Origin of the sequence: [Phormidium] sp. LEGE 05292 (genome assembly GCF_015207735.1) — a bacterium.
GTDB lineage: Bacteria > Cyanobacteriota > Cyanobacteriia > Cyanobacteriales > Aerosakkonemataceae > Floridanema.
In genome coordinates, this window is the sequence record NZ_JADEWG010000043.1 from 1 (window position 1) to 17228 (window position 17228).

Sequence of the window (17228 nt, forward strand, 5' to 3'; positions counted from 1 at the left end):
CTCTGCCCCCCTGCCCCCCTGCCCCAAATCTCTGCACTGGGGCTGGATATTGGTCGGAAGCGGATCGGGGTAGCGGGGTGCGATCGCACAGGTTTAATTGCCACAGGTTTGACCACCATCGAGCGCAAATCCTTTACCGACGACCTGGCAAAATTTCAACAACTAGTAGCAGAACGAGAAGTAGAAATTTTAATCGTAGGATTACCCTACTCAATGGATGGCACCTTGGGCTACCAAGCCAAACAAGTGCAAAAACTCGCCCGTAGTTATGCTAAAGCCTTAAATTTACCCTTAGAGTATGTAGACGAGCGGCTTACCTCCTTTCAAGCCGAAGAACTGCTCAAAGCCGAGAATAGATCCCCCTCTAGAAATAAAAATTTGATCGATCGCAAAGCCGCAGCAATAATTCTGCAACAATGGTTGGACGAACGTCGTAAACGACAATAATACTCCCCTCCTTTGGAGCCTAACCATGTCTGAAAACAGAGAAAATGGATATTCTCAGGAAGAAGAAGATATCGTCAGCTTGATCGATCAACAAGGACGCGAACTTCTCTGCTACGTAGAGGAATATATTGAGCTAGAAGACGATGAATATCTTGTTCTGCTGCCAGTTGATGCCTCCGTCGATATTTTTATTGGCGATCCAGAAGCAGAAGAATTATCCGTAGTTCAAGATGAAGCAACTATTAAGGAAATTTTCGGCAGTGCTAAAGCTGTCTTGGCAGAAAAAAACCTCAAACTCAAAACTACTCCCTTCGTCTTGACTGTAGAAGGCGAACTCCCCCCCGTTGACGAAGAAAACCTACTGACTTTGGAAATACAAGACGAAGACGCTAACCCCATGCAACCTCCAGTAGAACCAGAGGAACTGCAATTATTAGCCAATTTCCGTCATGAAAACAAGGACTACAGCATCTACACTCCTTTAGCTCCCTTGGTTTTCTTCGGTCGTTTTAACGACGAGGGAAAAGCAGAGTTACTTTCAGAGGAAGAATATGAACGAGTCCGACCTCTACTAGAAGAGCAATTGTTTAATCAAATGGAATAATTGACAATCTCCGCCCTACAAGGGCGGAGATTCTTGCAGTATGACCTCTAAGTGCCGCGTGGCAGAAATGATTGAGCAGTGGGAAATAGGTGAAAAGCTGAACAGAAAAACTTTCTGCCTTGGAGCCTTCTTCCACTAGAACTTGCTTGCAATTAGGAAACTAAGTGGCATACTAATCACCGAGGTTGTGTTTTCTGATTGATGCTATTTCCAGATGAGCATTGTGCAACGCTTCTCTAAATTTTTTTTCTACCTGGCACTATTTCCTGCTGTAATCGCGCTATGTGCTTGGCAAGGTTGGACTTGGTGGAGTTGGGCGACAGCACCCCCCGTGCCTAAGCCATCTTCTACCGAAGCACCAGACGCTGAAAAAACAGTACAAATTCAAATTCCTTCTGGTTCTACTAGCAAGGAAATTGGTAGTTACTTGGAATCAGCGGGGTTAATTCGTTCTAGTAATGCTTGGGATCTTTGGGCACGCTGGTTAAATACCCAAAATAAAGGTGTGTTTAAAGCGGGGACTTACCAGCTTTCTCCCTCTCAGTCTTTAGCAGAAATTGCTGAACAAATTAGTCAAGGTAGTGTCTTACAAGTTAGCTTTACGATCCCGGAAGGTCGATCGCTCAAGCAAATGGCTGCTTACTTTGAATCCCAAGGCTTTTTTACCGCCCAAGAATTTATTGCCGCTACCAAAAAAATTCCTCGCGATCGATTTCCTTGGCTACCCACTGGTCTACCTCATCTAGAAGGCTTTTTGTACCCTGACACTTACCAAATAGCTAGCGGAGGCATTACTCCCCAAGCAGTTATCAATAGCATGATCAAACGGTTTGAGGAAGTAGCTCTGCCAATCTACCAACAAAATCCCCAACAAACTAAGCTTAACCTTCTCCAATGGGTGACTCTTGCCAGTATCGTAGAAAAAGAGGCGGTGATTCCGGCAGAACGTCCCCGCATTGCAGGTGTGTTTACCCAACGCTTGCAAAAGGGCATGAAACTGGAAGCCGATCCAACGGTTGAATATGGATTAAATATCCAACAAACAGCCGATCAACCCTTGACTTTTAAGCAAGTCAAAACTCCCTCTCCTTATAACACTTATCTGAATCGAGGTTTACCACCAACCCCGATCGCCAGTCCAGGAAAAGCTAGTTTACAAGCTACCCTGACTCCAGAAAAAACCGATTATCTGTTTTTTGTGGCTCGTTACGATGGTACTCATGTCTTCAGTCGCACTTTGGCAGAACATGAAGCAGCTGTGGCAGCGATTCGCAAACAACGAGTACAACAAAACCAGGGCACAACTGCTCAACCAAATTAATCACTAATTTGGTAAGAGAATGAGGTTGATGAGTTTTGTAGATAGCAGTTTTTATCCTGCAAAACTCATCAGGAAAAACTCAAACACTAGCCCTTTACTGATGACCAATTACCAAATAAATTCTTATGTCTTGGGGCGCACTGTTACAGCCAGACTTAATTTTAGAAGGCACAATTCTCCGTCTGACACCAGAAATTCTAGAGTACTACCAGATCAAGGGTTTGGTGTTAGATGTGGATGAAACTTTAGTACCTATGAAAGTTTCTCAAGCTTCGGATGAACTACTACACTGGGTCGAAGAAATTCGTCAAGTAGCTCAATTGTGGCTGGTAAGTAATAACATAAGTGAATTGAGAATTGGTAGAATTGCTCAAGCTTTGAATCTACCCTACATTTTGGGTGCTAGCAAGCCTTCTCGCCGCAAACTGCGAAGGGCTGTTTCACAAATGAATTTGCCCATAGAACAAGTAGCAATGGTAGGCGATCGCTTATTTACTGATGTCTTAGCAGGTAATCGTTTAGGAATGTTCACTATTTTAGTAGAACCGATCGTCCCTACTGGAGAAGCAATCCAATCTTACCCAATTCACACTCTAGAAGTTTGGCTATCCCAAATTCTCGGCGCAACTATCCCTGCGAAAAAACGCCATATTAAATAAGTAGCAGGGGGGCGGGGGGATGTACAAAGAAAATGTAGAATTACTATTCGGATAAAATCTAAAATCGATCGATTTTATGAATCAGACTATAGTTGTGAAAATTGGTACTTCTAGCTTAACCAATCCCGCTACTGGTAACTTAGCTCTCTCCACAATAGCTGGTTTAGTTGAAGTTTTAAGTCGTCTCCGTGCTGCGGGAAACAATGTTGTTTTAGTATCATCAGGGGCAGTGGGTGTAGGTTGCGCCCGTCTGGGACTACATGAACGTCCCCGGAATATAGCGGTGAAACAAGCTGTAGCTGCTGTGGGACAGGGTAGATTAATGCGTGTTTATGATGATTTATTTACTTCTTTACAACAGCCGATCGCACAAGTATTACTCACTCGTAGCGACTTAGTACAGCGCAGTCGTTATGTCAATGCTCACAACACTTTTCAAGCTTTATTAAAGTTGGGTGTCATCCCTATTGTCAATGAAAATGATACTGTCGCCATTGAAGAGTTAAAATTCGGCGATAATGACACTCTTTCCGCCAGAGTCGCTAGTTTATTAGAGGCAGATTGGCTGTTTTTACTCACAGATGTCGATCGACTTTATTCGGCAGATCCGCGCAGTAACCCCGATGCCCAACCTATTACTTTAGTGACGCGCATCGATCAACTAGCAGAATTACAAGTGCAAACAGGCGATCGCGGTTCTCAGTGGGGTACTGGTGGTATGATGACTAAAATTGCCGCTGCCCGAATCGCTACTGCTGCTGGTGTTCGCACGGTGATTACAGAAGGCAAAAACCCTGGAAATATTGATAAAATTCTCGCCGGGGAACCAATAGGTACTCATTTTGAACCTCAACCCCAACCCGGAAATGCTCGGAAACGCTGGATTGCTTATGGTTTAGTTACGTCTGGTAAAATCTATCTGGATCAAGGGGCAGTAAATGCGATCGCCAAAGCTGGAAAATCTCTATTAGCTGCCGGAATTACGCAAGTAGAAGGTGAATTTCATACCTCTGATGCAGTGCAACTGTGCGATACCACAGGTCGAGAAATTGCCAGAGGAATTGTCAATTATAGTAGTAGTGAACTAAAAAAAATTCAAGGTCGTCAATCAGCCGAAATTACTGCAATTTTGGGTTATTCCGGTGCAGAAACCGTAGTTCACCGAGATAACTTAGTAGTGAGTAGTTAAAAGGCAGAAGGCAGAAGGCAGAAGGCAGAAGGGAAGAAAGGCAGAAGGCAGAAGGGAAGAAAGGGGAAAGAGAATAGGATAAGTTTTCAATAATTTTCTCCCCTGCTCCCCTGCTCCTCTGCTCCTTTGCTCCTCTGCTCCCCTGCTCCTCTGCTCTCCTGCCCTTAACTGCTGCCAGAAACCCAAATAAATTTTAATTATAATGACGGCCCTCTGATTCGCACTTTTTAGCAAGGCAGCGTTCTAATAATTCTATTCTGTATAAGTACCAGAATTTATGAGGATTTAATATTAATTTAGTTTTAGAACTAAACAAAGGCTGGTTGAGAAAACGCCAGACGGGAAATTTAATTTTAACTTGTTTGTTAGACATAGTACTTATAACCAATGAAATCAGGTGGTAATAGCTTTGTGGACACTCTAAGCTTTTAGTGTGACTTATGAGCTTGTTATTATTACTGTCGCAAACATCTTAATCACTTGTCTTGGTGAAGATTGCGGAATGTGAGGATAAACTTTTTAACAAGTTACGTATTTTCCCTGAAATTCTACTTTGATAGTGTTACCCAATTCTCTGTTTTACATATTTTTTCATTTAATGGCAAATTTTATCATATCCTGTGAATTACTGAGTATTTCTGCCAAAATATTTAATGTTTTTGTAATTAAAATTTAAATATTACACATCTGTCATCCGTAATTTGAATCCGCTAAGGGAAAGGGAATTGACACTCTCACCGTTAAGCTAACCTATGATGGGAGATTCTTCATTAACCGAAGGATACCTGATAAAAGCAGTGCCTTTGCTTCAAAATCGATAAACCACCAGCGTCCTTGAGTGGATTTTCCTACGCGGAAAAAACCCTCTTTTCCCACTACGGTTATTGCATCGATGCGTACTCGCTCTAAAGGAGTAGGGGATCTGCCAATTACTAGATTTACTAGGGGAGGTAAAAGCGGAATTGCGATCGCTGTTAACAAAGCAACTACGAAAGTTGTCATCAATTGATACTTTTTCTGCAAATAAACCATCCTAATTTAATCATTATTTGATTTTTTACTATTAACTTTTACTAGAATATAGCAAAACTTTCCTTTTATTAGTTAGTAAATAATTAATATATTAAAAAATTAAATTATTTGGACTAATATCCTTGAAGTAATCATTCAATATGTACAAAATCGTTATCCCATAACATACTCTCTCCTAAATAGCGATAAAGTAACTAATATAACGAAGAGATAGATTAGGAGAATAGTTGATGTTGTCAGGTTATCGTCAGCAGGTAGAAGAACGGGCGAAGTTGGGAATACCGCCGCTACCGCTTTCGGCGCAAGAAACTTCAGAACTTTGCGAGTTGCTGAAAAATCCACCTGCTGGGGAGGAGGAGTACTTACTAGAATTATTGCGCGATCGCGTTCCTCCCGGAGTAGATCCTGCTGCTTACGTGAAAGCTGGATTCCTCACCGCCATTGCCAAAGGGGAGATCGCCAGTCCTTTGATTGCGCCTGAATGGGCGGTATATTTGTTAGGGACGATGGTAGGTGGATACAATGTGCAATCTTTGATTGATTTGTTGAAATCAAAAAATCCTCCCACTGCATCTCACGCCGCTTCAGCTTTAAGCAAAACCTTGTTAGTTTTTGATGCTTTCAATGATGTAATTGAACTGGCAAATATCAACCCTTATGCTAAACAAGTGGTTGACTCTTGGGCGAATGCGGAATGGTTTACTAGTCGCCCAAAATTGCCGGAGAAAATTACGGTAACGGTGTTTAAAGTGCCAGGGGAAACTAACACTGATGACTTATCTCCTGCGCCTCATGCTACCACGCGACCGGATATTCCTTTGCACGCTTTAGCAATGTTAGAAAGTCGGATGCCAGGGGGTTTAGAAACTATTGCTAAATTGAAGGAAAAAGGACATCCTGTTGCTTATGTGGGGGATGTAGTTGGTACTGGATCTTCGCGGAAATCTGCGATTAATTCGGTGTTGTGGCATATCGGTAATGATATTCCTTTTGTTCCCAATAAACGGGCGGGGGGATATATTTTAGGAAGTGCGATCGCTCCCATCTTTTTTAACACAGCTGAAGATGCAGGTGCTTTACCCATTGAATGCGATGTTACCAAGCTAGAAACAGGCATGGTAATCAACATTTATCCCTACAAAGGTGAGATTACCAACGAAGCAGGAGAAGTAATTTCCACCTTTACTTTAAAACCCGAAACTATCCTTGATGAAGTACGTGCAGGTGGTAGAATTCCCCTATTAATTGGACGCAGTTTAACCGACAAAACTCGTGAAGCTTTAGGATTAGAACCTAGCACATTATTTGTCCGTCCTACACCACCAAAAGATACAGGCAAAGGCTTTACTTTAGCCCAAAAAATGGTCGGAAAAGCTTGCGGTTTACCAGGTGTTCGTCCGGGAACTTCTTGCACACCAATTATGACAACTGTTGGTTCTCAAGATACCACAGGGCCGATGACCAGAGATGAGTTAAAAGAACTCGCTTGTTTAGGATTTAGTGCAGATTTAGTAATGCAAAGTTTCTGCCATACTGCCGCTTATCCTAAACCAGTTGACGTGAAAACTCACAAAGAATTACCTGATTTTATGGCACAACGGGGAGGTGTTTCATTACGTCCGGGAGATGGAATTATTCACTCTTGGTTAAACCGAATGTTGCTACCCGATACTGTGGGAACAGGTGGTGATTCTCACACTCGTTTTCCGTTAGGAATTTCCTTCCCCGCAGGTTCAGGTTTAGTAGCATTTGCTGCTGCTTTGGGTGTCATGCCTTTGGATATGCCAGAATCAGTTTTAGTGCGTTTCAAAGGTGAATTGCAACCTGGAATTACTCTGCGAGATATTGTGAATGCCATTCCTTATGTAGCGATTCAAAAAGGGTTGCTAACTGTCGCTAAACAGAACAAGAAAAACGTCTTTTCCGGGCGAATTATAGAAATGGAAGGTTTGCCCGATTTAAAAGTTGAGCAAGCTTTTGAATTAACCGATGCTAGCGCCGAACGTTCTTGTGCTGGTTGCACAATTAAACTGAGTATCGAGACAGTTTCCGAATATCTCCGTTCCAATATCGCACTGTTGAAAAACATGGTAGCGAGGGGTTATCTAGATGCCCGAACTATCATGCGTCGGGTGGCAAAAATGGAGGAATGGTTAGCAAATCCGGCGTTAATGGAAGCTGATGCTGATGCGGAGTATGCCGAAATAATTGAAATTGATTTGAATGAAATCAAAGAACCAATTGTGGCGGCTCCAAATGACCCGGATAATGTTAAATTATTGTCGGAAGTTGCGAACGATCCAGTGCAAGAAGTATTCGTCGGTTCTTGTATGACGAATATCGGTCATTATCGCGCCACTGCGAAAGTTTTGGAAGGGGAAGGTGCGGTAAAAACTCGGTTGTGGATTTGTCCGCCAACTAGAATGGATGAAAAGCAGCTGAAAGAAGAGGGATATTACGGGATTTTTGGTGCTGCTGGTGCGCGTACAGAAATGCCTGGTTGCAGTTTATGTATGGGTAATCAAGCGCGTGTTGCAGATGCAACAACCGTGTTTTCAACTTCTACCAGAAATTTCAATAATCGCATGGGTAAAGATGCGCGAGTTTACCTTGGTTCCGCTGAGTTAGCTGCTGTTTGTGCGCTGTTAGGAAGAATCCCAACTGTGCAGGAATATCTCGATTTAGTGGCGAAGAAAATTAATCCTTTTGCTGGTGATTTGTATCGCTATTTAAATTTCGATCAAATTGCTGGTTTTGCGGATGAAGGACGGGTGATTCCGTTGGAAGATATGCCGCGAATTGAGGATATTTTGGGGATGCCTGTGAAGGCGGGTAAATAGTTAAAGTAGGGTGGGCAAAAGCCCACCTTATTCTGTATGACTAACTTGCGGCAAACAGAGCAAAGCAAGTTAAAATGAGGTACAAAATGGTGAAAGATTTGAAAAGCTACTGATATGAAGTCTCTGCAAAACTACACTATTGTTATTCGTCCCGATGACAATGGCACTTTTGTCGCATATACCCCAGCAATTCCCGGTTGCCATGCTTGGGGACAAACGCCAGATGAAGCGCGTACTGAACTTGTCTATGTGTTCGAGATGATTCAAGAAGAATACCAAGAACAAGGACTTATGATGCCTGAAGACGTTAAGTTGGTGGTTGCCAATGCCAGCTAAAGCGAGTGAGTTGGAAAAAGTTGCCCGGAAACTGGGGTTTGAAAAAGTACGCCAGAAAGGTAGTCATGCTCGTTGGAAGCATCCAGATGGACGAGTCACTACGATACCTATTCATGGCAATGCTGAAATTGGTAGTTGGTTATTTTATGAAATTCTCAAACAAATAGGAATTACTGAAGAAGAGTTTAATCTATTGCGATAATTAGGAAACTGCTTGATAAAAGTTGTTATGAGTATGGAGATTAAGTATGATAAATAAGTCGATCGCAACTCCAAACAGTCTCTACGAACAAGACTTTTATTTGTGGATAGAAACAACTGCTCAACATTTAAAAGAAGGCAAATTTGATGAACTGGATTTGACTAATTTAATTGAAGAAATTGAAAGTATGGGTAGAAGCGAAAAGCGAGAATTGAAAAGTCGTTTAATTGTGCTTTTAATGCACTTGCTAAAATGGCAATATCAGCCAGAAAAACGTAGTGAAAGTTGGCGTAGTACCATCAGCGAACAGCGTATTTGTATTGAGGGATTACTAGAAGATAGTCCCAGCTTAAAACCTCTAATTTCCGAAGTGTTTGATGATTGTTATCAAAAAGCTCGTCTGAAAGCAGCGGATGAAACAGGAATCAAGTTAAACTTTTTTCCGAAAGAATCACCTTTTACTTTAGAAGAAACTTTGCAAACTAGTTTTTTTTAATGTTAGCTTTTCAACCTCCAGAGGTGAGAAAATTTACTGATTTTGCCGTAGCATGAACACAATGGATACGATCGCACCAACTTGACTCAAGTAAAGCATTATAGTACATTAGTATTTATTAAATAACTAATCAACAAAAATGGCTAAAGAAAAGAAGAAAAAAACACAGCCTAAAAAAACTTTTTCTTACATTGATGGTAGTTATGGAATACCCCGGATTATAGTTAGAGGGGAAAGTCCCGCTCCTGGTTATCCAGTAGCTTTTGTTGAAGCTCAAAATGATGGGGAATTAAAATATTTTAAACCAGATGAAGAGAGTGGAGAAGAATATGAAATAAGTAAAAGTGATGCGTGGTTAGAATATTACGATCGCCTTTTTGAAGGTGCAATGAGTCATGATATTATTCCAGCTTTTGATAAATTGTTAACTAATCAAAGTTGGAAAGTTCCCTTCGATTCTAATATGGAAGCTTTTTGGGATTTCCAGGAATACAAAGAGGACTATACAAATATTGAGAATTTAAAGTTATTGCCTAAAACTCACGATGATTGGTTAGCAAGTTTGGTAGCAAGATGGCGAAATAAACAATGTTGGTCTAATTACACATTACTCTTGCAATTTGAAGAACCCTATCCTTATCTACAATATCCAAACTCGGAGATGAGGTTTACTTGCGAAATAAGTCTTCAAAATGAACTTAGGATTCTTAACTATTGTCTAGACGATTTGGAATCAGAAGAAACAGAAGCAGAAGATGTTATTACAATAAAAGAAACTATTCACGATTTTATTGCGATCGCACCTTCGCTGTCCAATAATAATAACAGTTCTGTATTGCAAATTTTTACCCAACAAAAACGTCAGCATCCCCAATTTATATCAGATGCGATTAGAGAAGCTGTGGAGAATATTAAAAATGAACTAGCAGGAAGAGAAGAAAAATATCTCGCTGATGTTTATGAATTTATTCAGCAAATTGACGCAGCTGATTAACCAAGGGAAATTTTAGTTATAGGATAAGGAATAAATCAATGAGTAGACCGATATCTTTGTTTACTGATTATCGCAGTGGCGAAAATTCACTTACTAATTATTGCGGACTAATTTTTAAAATGCTTTATGAAGAAAATCCTAAAAGCTTTGAAGAAGTATTAGGAGCTTTATTGCCATCAGGTACTAATTTAACGGTAGGGGTGAATTTCTTACAACAGACAAAGCAAAGAAAAAGCATTCCTGATTTAGCAATAACTCAAAGGTCGTTTACTATTTTCTTTGAAACTAAGCTTTATGAAAAGCAAACTTATGAGCATATAAAAGGATTTCAACAAGAAACGCAAGATAAAATTCTATTTCTGCTATCTAATTTTGAATCCGATGAACCAGAAACGCAATTTGCAGAACAAATTAAAAGAGCATGGGAAGAAGAGCGAGTTATTCTACAACCTATTTCATTTGAAGAATTACTCAAACAATTAAAAAGCGTTCGTTCTTCAGAATCATTTAAAAAAGTAATCGATGAATTTGAAATTTACTTGGATACAAAGAACGTTTTGCCAAGGTGGAAATATTTGCTGGATGTTGTTAATTGTGCAGGTTCATTTCAAGAAATAGAAGCAAATGTCTATATTTGTCCAGATACAGGTGGCTCGTATAGTCACAGACGAGCTCAATATTTAGCTCCTTATACAAATAAGAGAGTTACGAAAATATTTGAAGTCAGAGCAGTTGTTTCTATTCAGCAGGAACTAGGGGAAGGAAATGTGAAGTGGAATAATAGCGGGGAAGCAGAACAAGTTTTAATTGAGGAAGCAAGGGAAGCTATTCGTCTTTTTGAGTTTAGGATAAATGAAAATAAAACTCTACCCTTGCAGGTATTTTTGTTGACTAATGGTGAACCTACTTGTTTTGAAAAGACAAGTCCTGGTGGAATGTTTGGTTCAAAGAAATACTTTTGGAATATTGCACTGGATTGCCAAAATTCTCAGGAATTAGCTAGGTTTTTGGATGGTAAGAGTTGGAATGATTTTCAGAATTAGACTGCAAGAAGTTAAAGAGGAGATTGGTAAGTTGTCTGATTTGCAATAGGTGAATAGAGCACAGGCTAGGCGATCGCGCTAAATTAATAACATAACTATCAAACTCAAAACTGTGATGAAAGCTGAAGATTACCCATTTGTGAAAGAATTGATTGTTGATACTGAAGGTACAATCCAAAAAGTTGTGATCGATTTTAGTGATTATCAGCATCTTCTAGAAGCGATCGAAGATGAAGGACTAATCCGCGCTATGAATGAAGTAAAAGGTGAGACACCGCTTACTTTAGATGAAGCATTAGCAGAACTGGAGAAAGAGTGAATACAGAGTATCTACCTAGTTTTGTGAAAGATCTCAAGGCGCTGAAAAGTACGCCTGTTTTTGAGTCTATTAAAGCACTGGTTTTTGAAGAGATACCCAACTTACCTAGTTTTGAAGATATCCTCAACTTGAAAAAGCTAAAGGGGTATGAAAATGCTTATCGAATTCGCGTCGGTGATTATCGCATTGGTTTTACATTTGATTGTGAAACAGTCATATTTTACCGGGTACTACACCGAAAAGAATTTTATCGCTATTTTCCTTAAATGCGATCGCACACCCTAAAATTGTTATCCCAGCAGATGTGGGAGTAGCTGTATATTGCTGCAAGAAGTTAAAGGGGAAATTGGTAAGTTATCTGATTTTCGATAGGTGAATAGAACACGGGCTAGGCGATCGCACTTTTCACTCTCCAAATGCGATCGCACCACACTTACTCATAAACTTCACTTCTATGAGCAATCAAAATTACAATCACCCGACCTTCTTCTTCTTCAATATCAGGATTAACATTTTGTTCAATGTAATAAACTACTCGATAATCACCCACACGGTAACGGTAATAACCAGCAAAATTGCCTTTTAAAGCTTTAATATTTGGATGATTTCGAGGATCTTCTTGAAGTCTTTCAAAGCATCTAGCTAACTTTTTAGCTAAGGGGAGATTAGCAGCTGCATAAAAATTTTCTGCTTCAGAGGACAACTGAACTCTATACATCGTTTCGTACTTTTCGCCAATCAGTTACCCTTCCCGCAGCAACGTCCTGTTTTCCGCGATCGAAAGCTTCAAGGAAACCAGGAATTTCTAATAATTCTTCTGTTGCTTCATTACTTTCGCGTTCTGCTAAATAAGCTAAGAAATCAGCAGCAACGCGCAATCTTTCGGGGGATAATCGATCAACGTATTCCTTAACTTGAAGGCGCATTTGGTCAGTATTCATTGGTAATAACAGTGTGATTATTTCATCATTTTAACCTGTAACAGCAAATGTTGGAGTAGCTGTATTTTGCTGTAAGAAGTTAAAGAGGAAATAGGCAAGTTGTCTGATTTTCGATAGGTGAATAGAGCACAGGTTAGGCGATCGCGCATCGATTTTACTCCCCAAATGCGTTGGCGTAGCCTGCCGTAGGCGTATCGTTTTGTTTCACTCCCAGCCTACCTAACAGTAATTATATATTATAATTAATTAGCCAAAATAGCATCCTCATAGATTCGCTATGTCTTCTGTAGAAATCAAACAAGCTATTTCCCAAATATCAGAATTATTCGATTTAGCTTTAAATGGAGAAGAAGTAATCATTACACAAAATCAACAGCCTTTATTAAAATTAGTTTCACTTGGGCCAAAATCTCAACGTCCTCCTTTATTTGGCACGGATAAAGGAATCATTTCTATTTCTGATGATTTTGATGCACCGTTAGAAGAATTTGAAGATTAACGATGCAAGTTTTATTAGATACTCATGCACTTATTTGATTTTTCTATGGGAACACAAAATTTAGTGATACTGGTAGAAATTTAATAGAAGATATAAACAATATAAAATATATCAGTGTGGCGAGTGCTTGGGAAATGGCAATTAAGCAAAGTAAAGGGAAACTCTCTTTATCGGTTCCTTTAGATGATTAAATTCAAGAGAAAATAAAGCTAGAAGATTTTCAATTACTAGAGATTAAGCTGAGTCATTTAAAGATTATTTCTCAATTGCATTTTTATCATAACGACCTTTTGATCGATTATTAATTGCACAAGCTATAGTTGAAAATATTTCGATTATCAGTCAAGATTCTCTGTTTAATTTATACCCAATTAATGTTGTATGGTAAGAATGCGATCGCCTATCTCACCCATTAAATCACACCAAAAAACTTAATGTCTTAGAATGGATTAATTTAAACTTGTTTTTATTGACTCTAATTCGCGATCGATATTTTCCACACAACCATTTAACAAATTTAGTTGCGATCGCTTACTACTAACATCTAATGACGGTTCTGATATTTGAAAATTGATAAATTTTTCAGCTTTTTCTTGATATTTTAGTAACTGCTCAACAGATTCTTTACTAAAACGAATTAAATAATCTTTCGCAGCATCAGCATATAGCTGCATGACTTGATTATGATAAGCTTCTTCGGTGGTTTGTTGCTTTCCTTTGGAGAGGTTTTGATTCAAAATATAAGCGGCGCTACCCACAACAGCAGCACCTACTGGGCCACCCAAAACCCAACCTAAACCAGTGGCGACACCTACCGAAGCAGTGTCAGCTAAACCATCAGAATTGGTCGGTTTATTTGGTAGATTTACTTGGGGATGAGTCGGGAATGAAATTGAGAGAGTTTCGGGTTGAGGACGATTGAAAAATTCGCTAGCTTGCGTCACCCATTTGACAATTGATTCTTGCATTTGAACCAATTTTGGTTGCAAAAAATTTCTTTCCCAGTTGCTAAATTGACCTTGTTGCAGTGCCGCAGCAGCTTCCGATTGATAGCGATATAAAAGTGTTTTCTCGTCTAACCAATTGCGTAATTCTAAAACGCTAGTTATAAAACCTTGTTTAATTAGTTTCTCGGCTTTTTGTTGAATCTCAATTTTGGCGTTGTGTTTATTTTCCAGAGTTTCTAATTCGCTGGCGATGCTTTGTGCTTTTGCTTGCAAGGATTGTTTGATTCGATCGGCAATTGTAATTACACGAGGTAAACGAACATCTGCGATTTTTTCTTGTTTTGCTGCCAAAATACTTTGCAAAGCAGATTCAAAAATAACTAAACCGCTACTTTGTGCGGCTGCAACATCACCTTTTAATCGGGATCTTAAGGCGGGGAGTGCATCAACTCGGTAAAGATTACTGATGTTTGGCGGTAAATCTGCACGAAAGCTTTCGGCTACAAATCGCAGACGTTTGTAAACTTCTTTTTGGTCTTTTGCTTCTAATAAATTGAGGAAATTCACAACAAAAACTATGGTTTTAATGCCTCTATCTATTAACCAATCATGTAGTTTTTCTCGTTCAGTTAAAGTCATCAATTGACGAGCATCTAAAACTTGAATAATTAAATCTGCTGTTAGCAGTTTGTTTCGGACTAATTCATCTTGTGCTTCTCTGTCGTTCGTTCCTGGTAAATCGAGTAATTCAACGTTATTTTGTAAGAGTGGATGAGGACAAAAAACTTGCACCGAGGCGACATCATCTCGCATTCTTCTGTCGCCATCTAAAATAGCAAATTGTTTGAGAATTTCTGTACCAGGTTCATTAATTTCTCTGCCGTCTATAAAGGTTATTTTAGTTTTTAATTCATCGCCATATTTGACAGAAATTGCTGCACCTGTGGTGGGAATAATATCAATTGGTAAGGCACGATTGCCGAGAATAGCATTAATTAAGGTTGATTTGCCGTAATTAAATGGGCCGAAAACGGCTATTTGAAATCCGGGTTTAGATAGATGATTGCAGACGGAAATCGCATCTTGATAAACTTGAGAGTTTTTATCTATTTCTAGCAAGGCTAATGCTGTTTGGAGATTGTTAACTAGGGTTTGATATTTGTTTTCTTGTTCCATATTACTACCCGAAACTTTTTCAAATGATTATATATTTTTACTCCCCGCAAGGGGAGTAAACAGTTATTTAAGCAACTGCTTTTAGAAAATTGTCGTAGACAGAATCGATTTTTCGGAAGTCAGAAAAGACATCTGATTCAATAGTTTTAAGACGCTTTAGTTCATTATCTCGATTAATTTCGTGAGATTCTTTTTGCTTGAGCAAATTATCTAGTTCAGCTTTGCGTGAGTTAATGTCATCGTTGATGCGATCGCTAACTTCTTTATCATAAACATTAAAGCATTCTTTGACAGCATCGTGAATTGGTTGCCATTGTTCTTGCGCTACTTGGGGGAGATGTTTTACTAACTCTTTTTTCGCTGCTTTTACTAATTCTTTTCTTGCTTGATCTGCTTGCAAAACTCCTATACCCATCCCTAATAAAGCTAGGTATAATGGGCCTAAAACAATGCCAGTTACACTACCAATAATGGTGCTAATCCCAAACACGGTAATTAAGTTTAACAGGATATTTTTCCAATCAAATCCTGCACCCGCCATTGCCACACCTGCAAAATTGCCGCTAGCTAAGGAAAAAAGCCCCATTGCCCATTTTGCCCAAGCGGGAGAGTTATCTTCTGGTAATGAATTCCCTGCGGCTTGGACTTTTTTTCCGGTTAATTTTTCAGTAATTGTATTGGTGATTTTGCTATAAGAAGCCCCGTAATTTTCTGCGCTTTTAGCTAATAATAGAAATGCACTATCCATTTCTTTTTCCGCCGTCAAACTCCATGCAGAGAGCTTGTCATTAATATATTGCTCGAATGCTTGTTTAAGTGCAGCTTCAAATGCTTCTCTGCGGCTTTTACTCAAAAAATCCATGAATTTTAAATCAGGTTGATAGCGTGTGAAATCTGATTCAAAAGTATTACCTAAGTTTAGCACATAAGTACGGAAAGAATCTGCGATCGCTTTAGCTTTACTATCACCTAAATTTTGAATTTCTTGTTTAAATTGATCTCTAATATGCGTTAATTTTTTAAATTCAGGTTCAACCGAACTAATCTTTTCTTTCAATTGCGTAACATCTTGTTCTAACAAGGGAATTCGCCTTGACACAGCTTCTTGCACACGGGTAGCAGTTTGACGCGCCAAAGTTCTCGCTTGTCGCAATTCAGAAATAGCCCTTTCTTTGGTTAAAAATGTGTTGAGTGCGCCCATAAATTCGGGAAAACCTGTACCTTCTAGAGAAGCTAAAGGCTGTTTTATACGTTTCCTTAATGCCTTAATTGCAGAAATTTCAAATACTCTTTCTTCATAAATATCTTGACCATCGATTACACAATATTCGCTTAAGTTAGCTTGAAAAACTCGTCGCAATCTATCTTCAGACTCTTGCAATTCTTCTAAATCATCTGGGTCAATTAAACTTTCCCGAACTTGATCCCAAGCATTAATTAAGAAGAACACGCTTAAACCGCGATCTTTGATATAGTTTTCTAAATAGCGACGTTCGCCAAGAGTGCAAGGTTGGGAAGCTCTTAAAACAAACAAAATTGCATGACAATTATTAATATAACCCAGGGATAATTCATTTCGTGCTTCTGTATCATTCAACCCTGGACTATCAACTATTTCCACACCTTTTTCTAACAAAGGTAATGGGTATTCAACTATGGCATAATCAACGTCGGGAAAGGCTTGTTTCTTTTCTTGTTCGAGCCTTTTTGCTTCGGCGGGATCGATCGTATAATCTTGCTTAAAACTCTTAAAATCCAACTCTTTTGGGCTTTTTCCATCTTTAAAATAAACCGTTACTTTCTTTTGGGGGCCATAGCGGAGTAGCGTTAACACTGCTGTACAGGGATTTACATCACTGGGTAATAAATTTTCGCCAATTAAGGCATTTAAAAAAGTACTTTTTCCGCGTTTCATATCGCCTAAAACTAGGAGGCGAAATACACCTTTTTGGTAGTTTTCACTAGCTACTTTAACATCTTCTATTTCTCTTTCTAAACCGAGTCCACCAGAAGATTTTTTGCCTTCTGTTTCAGCTTTTTCCAGAGTTGCAGTCATGTGGTTGAAGGATTTAGCTACTTCGGCGCGTGCTTGGGCAACTTTTTCTAAATCGTTAAGAAAACGATCGGTTTCAATTTTGTAACTCATTTCGTGGCACCAATAAATTCAACAGGAGCAAGTGTAA

19 protein-coding genes are annotated in these 17228 nt (G+C 39.3%); 14 read left to right on the plus strand and 5 right to left on the minus strand.

The window, feature by feature from the left end; translation table 11 throughout:
- Positions 1-18 precede the first annotated feature (18 nt).
- The 5 genes from ruvX (at position 19) to proB (ending at position 4220) form a co-directional block, all read left to right on the plus strand.
- Entirely contained in the window at positions 19-447 is a 429-nt protein-coding gene (gene ruvX, locus IQ264_RS14110; RefSeq protein WP_193981469.1) for a Holliday junction resolvase RuvX, read from the plus strand.
- A 25-nt stretch (positions 448-472) separates the two neighbouring features.
- Positions 473-1051, plus strand: coding sequence for a DUF3727 domain-containing protein (locus IQ264_RS14115; RefSeq protein ID WP_193981424.1), 579 nt, complete (start codon positions 473-475; stop codon positions 1049-1051).
- Between the two features lie 214 nt (positions 1052-1265).
- On the plus strand, positions 1266-2372 hold the full coding sequence (mltG, locus tag IQ264_RS14120; RefSeq protein ID WP_193981425.1) for an endolytic transglycosylase MltG: 1107 nt from the start codon (positions 1266-1268) through the stop codon (positions 2370-2372).
- Between the two features lie 125 nt (positions 2373-2497).
- Positions 2498-3031, plus strand: a complete 534-nt coding sequence (locus tag IQ264_RS14125) for a YqeG family HAD IIIA-type phosphatase (RefSeq protein WP_193981426.1) — start codon at positions 2498-2500, stop codon at positions 3029-3031.
- Positions 3032-3107: 76 nt separating this feature from the next.
- Positions 3108-4220, plus strand: a complete 1113-nt coding sequence (proB, locus tag IQ264_RS14130) for a glutamate 5-kinase (protein ID WP_193981427.1) — start codon at positions 3108-3110, stop codon at positions 4218-4220.
- Positions 4221-4970: 750 nt separating this feature from the next.
- Here proB and IQ264_RS14135 read toward each other — a convergent pair.
- Positions 4971-5252 (minus strand): hypothetical protein, encoded by a 282-nt coding sequence (locus IQ264_RS14135; protein ID WP_193981428.1) that lies wholly within the window; start codon positions 5250-5252, stop codon positions 4971-4973.
- 230 nt (positions 5253-5482) lie between these two features.
- On the opposite strand from IQ264_RS14135, the gene acnB reads away from it, so the two are divergent.
- The 8 genes from acnB to IQ264_RS14175 all read left to right on the plus strand — a co-directional run bounded on the left by acnB (position 5483) and on the right by IQ264_RS14175 (position 11748).
- Entirely contained in the window at positions 5483-8092 is a 2610-nt protein-coding gene (gene acnB / locus IQ264_RS14140) for a bifunctional aconitate hydratase 2/2-methylisocitrate dehydratase (RefSeq protein WP_193981429.1), read from the plus strand.
- A gap of 114 nt (positions 8093-8206) precedes the next feature.
- Positions 8207-8428: a type II toxin-antitoxin system HicB family antitoxin gene (locus IQ264_RS14145; RefSeq protein WP_193981430.1), complete on the plus strand. Its 222-nt coding sequence runs from the start codon at positions 8207-8209 to the stop codon at positions 8426-8428.
- Positions 8418-8630 (plus strand): type II toxin-antitoxin system HicA family toxin, encoded by a 213-nt coding sequence (locus IQ264_RS14150; protein WP_073596086.1) that lies wholly within the window; start codon positions 8418-8420, stop codon positions 8628-8630. Before IQ264_RS14145 ends, IQ264_RS14150 begins: the two co-directional genes overlap by 11 nt.
- 46 nt (positions 8631-8676) lie before the next feature.
- Entirely contained in the window at positions 8677-9126 is a 450-nt protein-coding gene (locus IQ264_RS14155) for a DUF29 domain-containing protein (protein ID WP_193981431.1), read from the plus strand.
- A 139-nt stretch (positions 9127-9265) separates the two neighbouring features.
- Entirely contained in the window at positions 9266-10120 is an 855-nt protein-coding gene (locus tag IQ264_RS14160) for a hypothetical protein (RefSeq protein WP_193981432.1), read from the plus strand.
- Positions 10121-10176: 56 nt separating this feature from the next.
- Positions 10177-11163 (plus strand): hypothetical protein, encoded by a 987-nt coding sequence (locus IQ264_RS14165; RefSeq protein WP_193981433.1) that lies wholly within the window; start codon positions 10177-10179, stop codon positions 11161-11163.
- Between the two features lie 115 nt (positions 11164-11278).
- On the plus strand, positions 11279-11482 hold the full coding sequence (locus tag IQ264_RS14170; RefSeq protein WP_193981470.1) for a hypothetical protein: 204 nt from the start codon (positions 11279-11281) through the stop codon (positions 11480-11482).
- Positions 11479-11748, plus strand: a complete 270-nt coding sequence (locus IQ264_RS14175; protein WP_193981434.1) for a type II toxin-antitoxin system RelE family toxin — start codon at positions 11479-11481, stop codon at positions 11746-11748. Before IQ264_RS14170 ends, IQ264_RS14175 begins: the two co-directional genes overlap by 4 nt.
- A 167-nt stretch (positions 11749-11915) precedes the next feature.
- Here the strand turns inward: IQ264_RS14175 and IQ264_RS14180 are convergent, their stop codons facing one another.
- Positions 11916-12200 carry a type II toxin-antitoxin system RelE family toxin gene (locus tag IQ264_RS14180; RefSeq protein WP_193981435.1) on the minus strand — a complete coding sequence of 95 codons (285 nt, stop codon included), beginning with the start codon at positions 12198-12200 and terminating at the stop codon, positions 11916-11918.
- Positions 12193-12423, minus strand: coding sequence for a hypothetical protein (locus IQ264_RS14185; protein WP_193981436.1), 231 nt, complete (start codon positions 12421-12423; stop codon positions 12193-12195). The genes IQ264_RS14180 and IQ264_RS14185 overlap by 8 nt, the downstream gene beginning before the upstream one ends.
- A 277-nt stretch (positions 12424-12700) precedes the next feature.
- On the opposite strand from IQ264_RS14185, the gene IQ264_RS14190 reads away from it, so the two are divergent.
- Positions 12701-12922, plus strand: a complete 222-nt coding sequence (locus IQ264_RS14190) for a type II toxin-antitoxin system Phd/YefM family antitoxin (protein ID WP_193981437.1) — start codon at positions 12701-12703, stop codon at positions 12920-12922.
- Between the two features lie 449 nt (positions 12923-13371).
- On the opposite strand, the gene IQ264_RS14195 is transcribed toward IQ264_RS14190, so the two are convergent.
- Positions 13372-15045, minus strand: coding sequence for a dynamin family protein (locus IQ264_RS14195; protein ID WP_193981438.1), 1674 nt, complete (start codon positions 15043-15045; stop codon positions 13372-13374).
- A 67-nt stretch (positions 15046-15112) separates the two neighbouring features.
- Positions 15113-17191 (minus strand): dynamin family protein, encoded by a 2079-nt coding sequence (locus IQ264_RS14200; RefSeq protein WP_193981439.1) that lies wholly within the window; start codon positions 17189-17191, stop codon positions 15113-15115.
- Between the last annotated feature and the right edge of the window lie 37 nt (positions 17192-17228).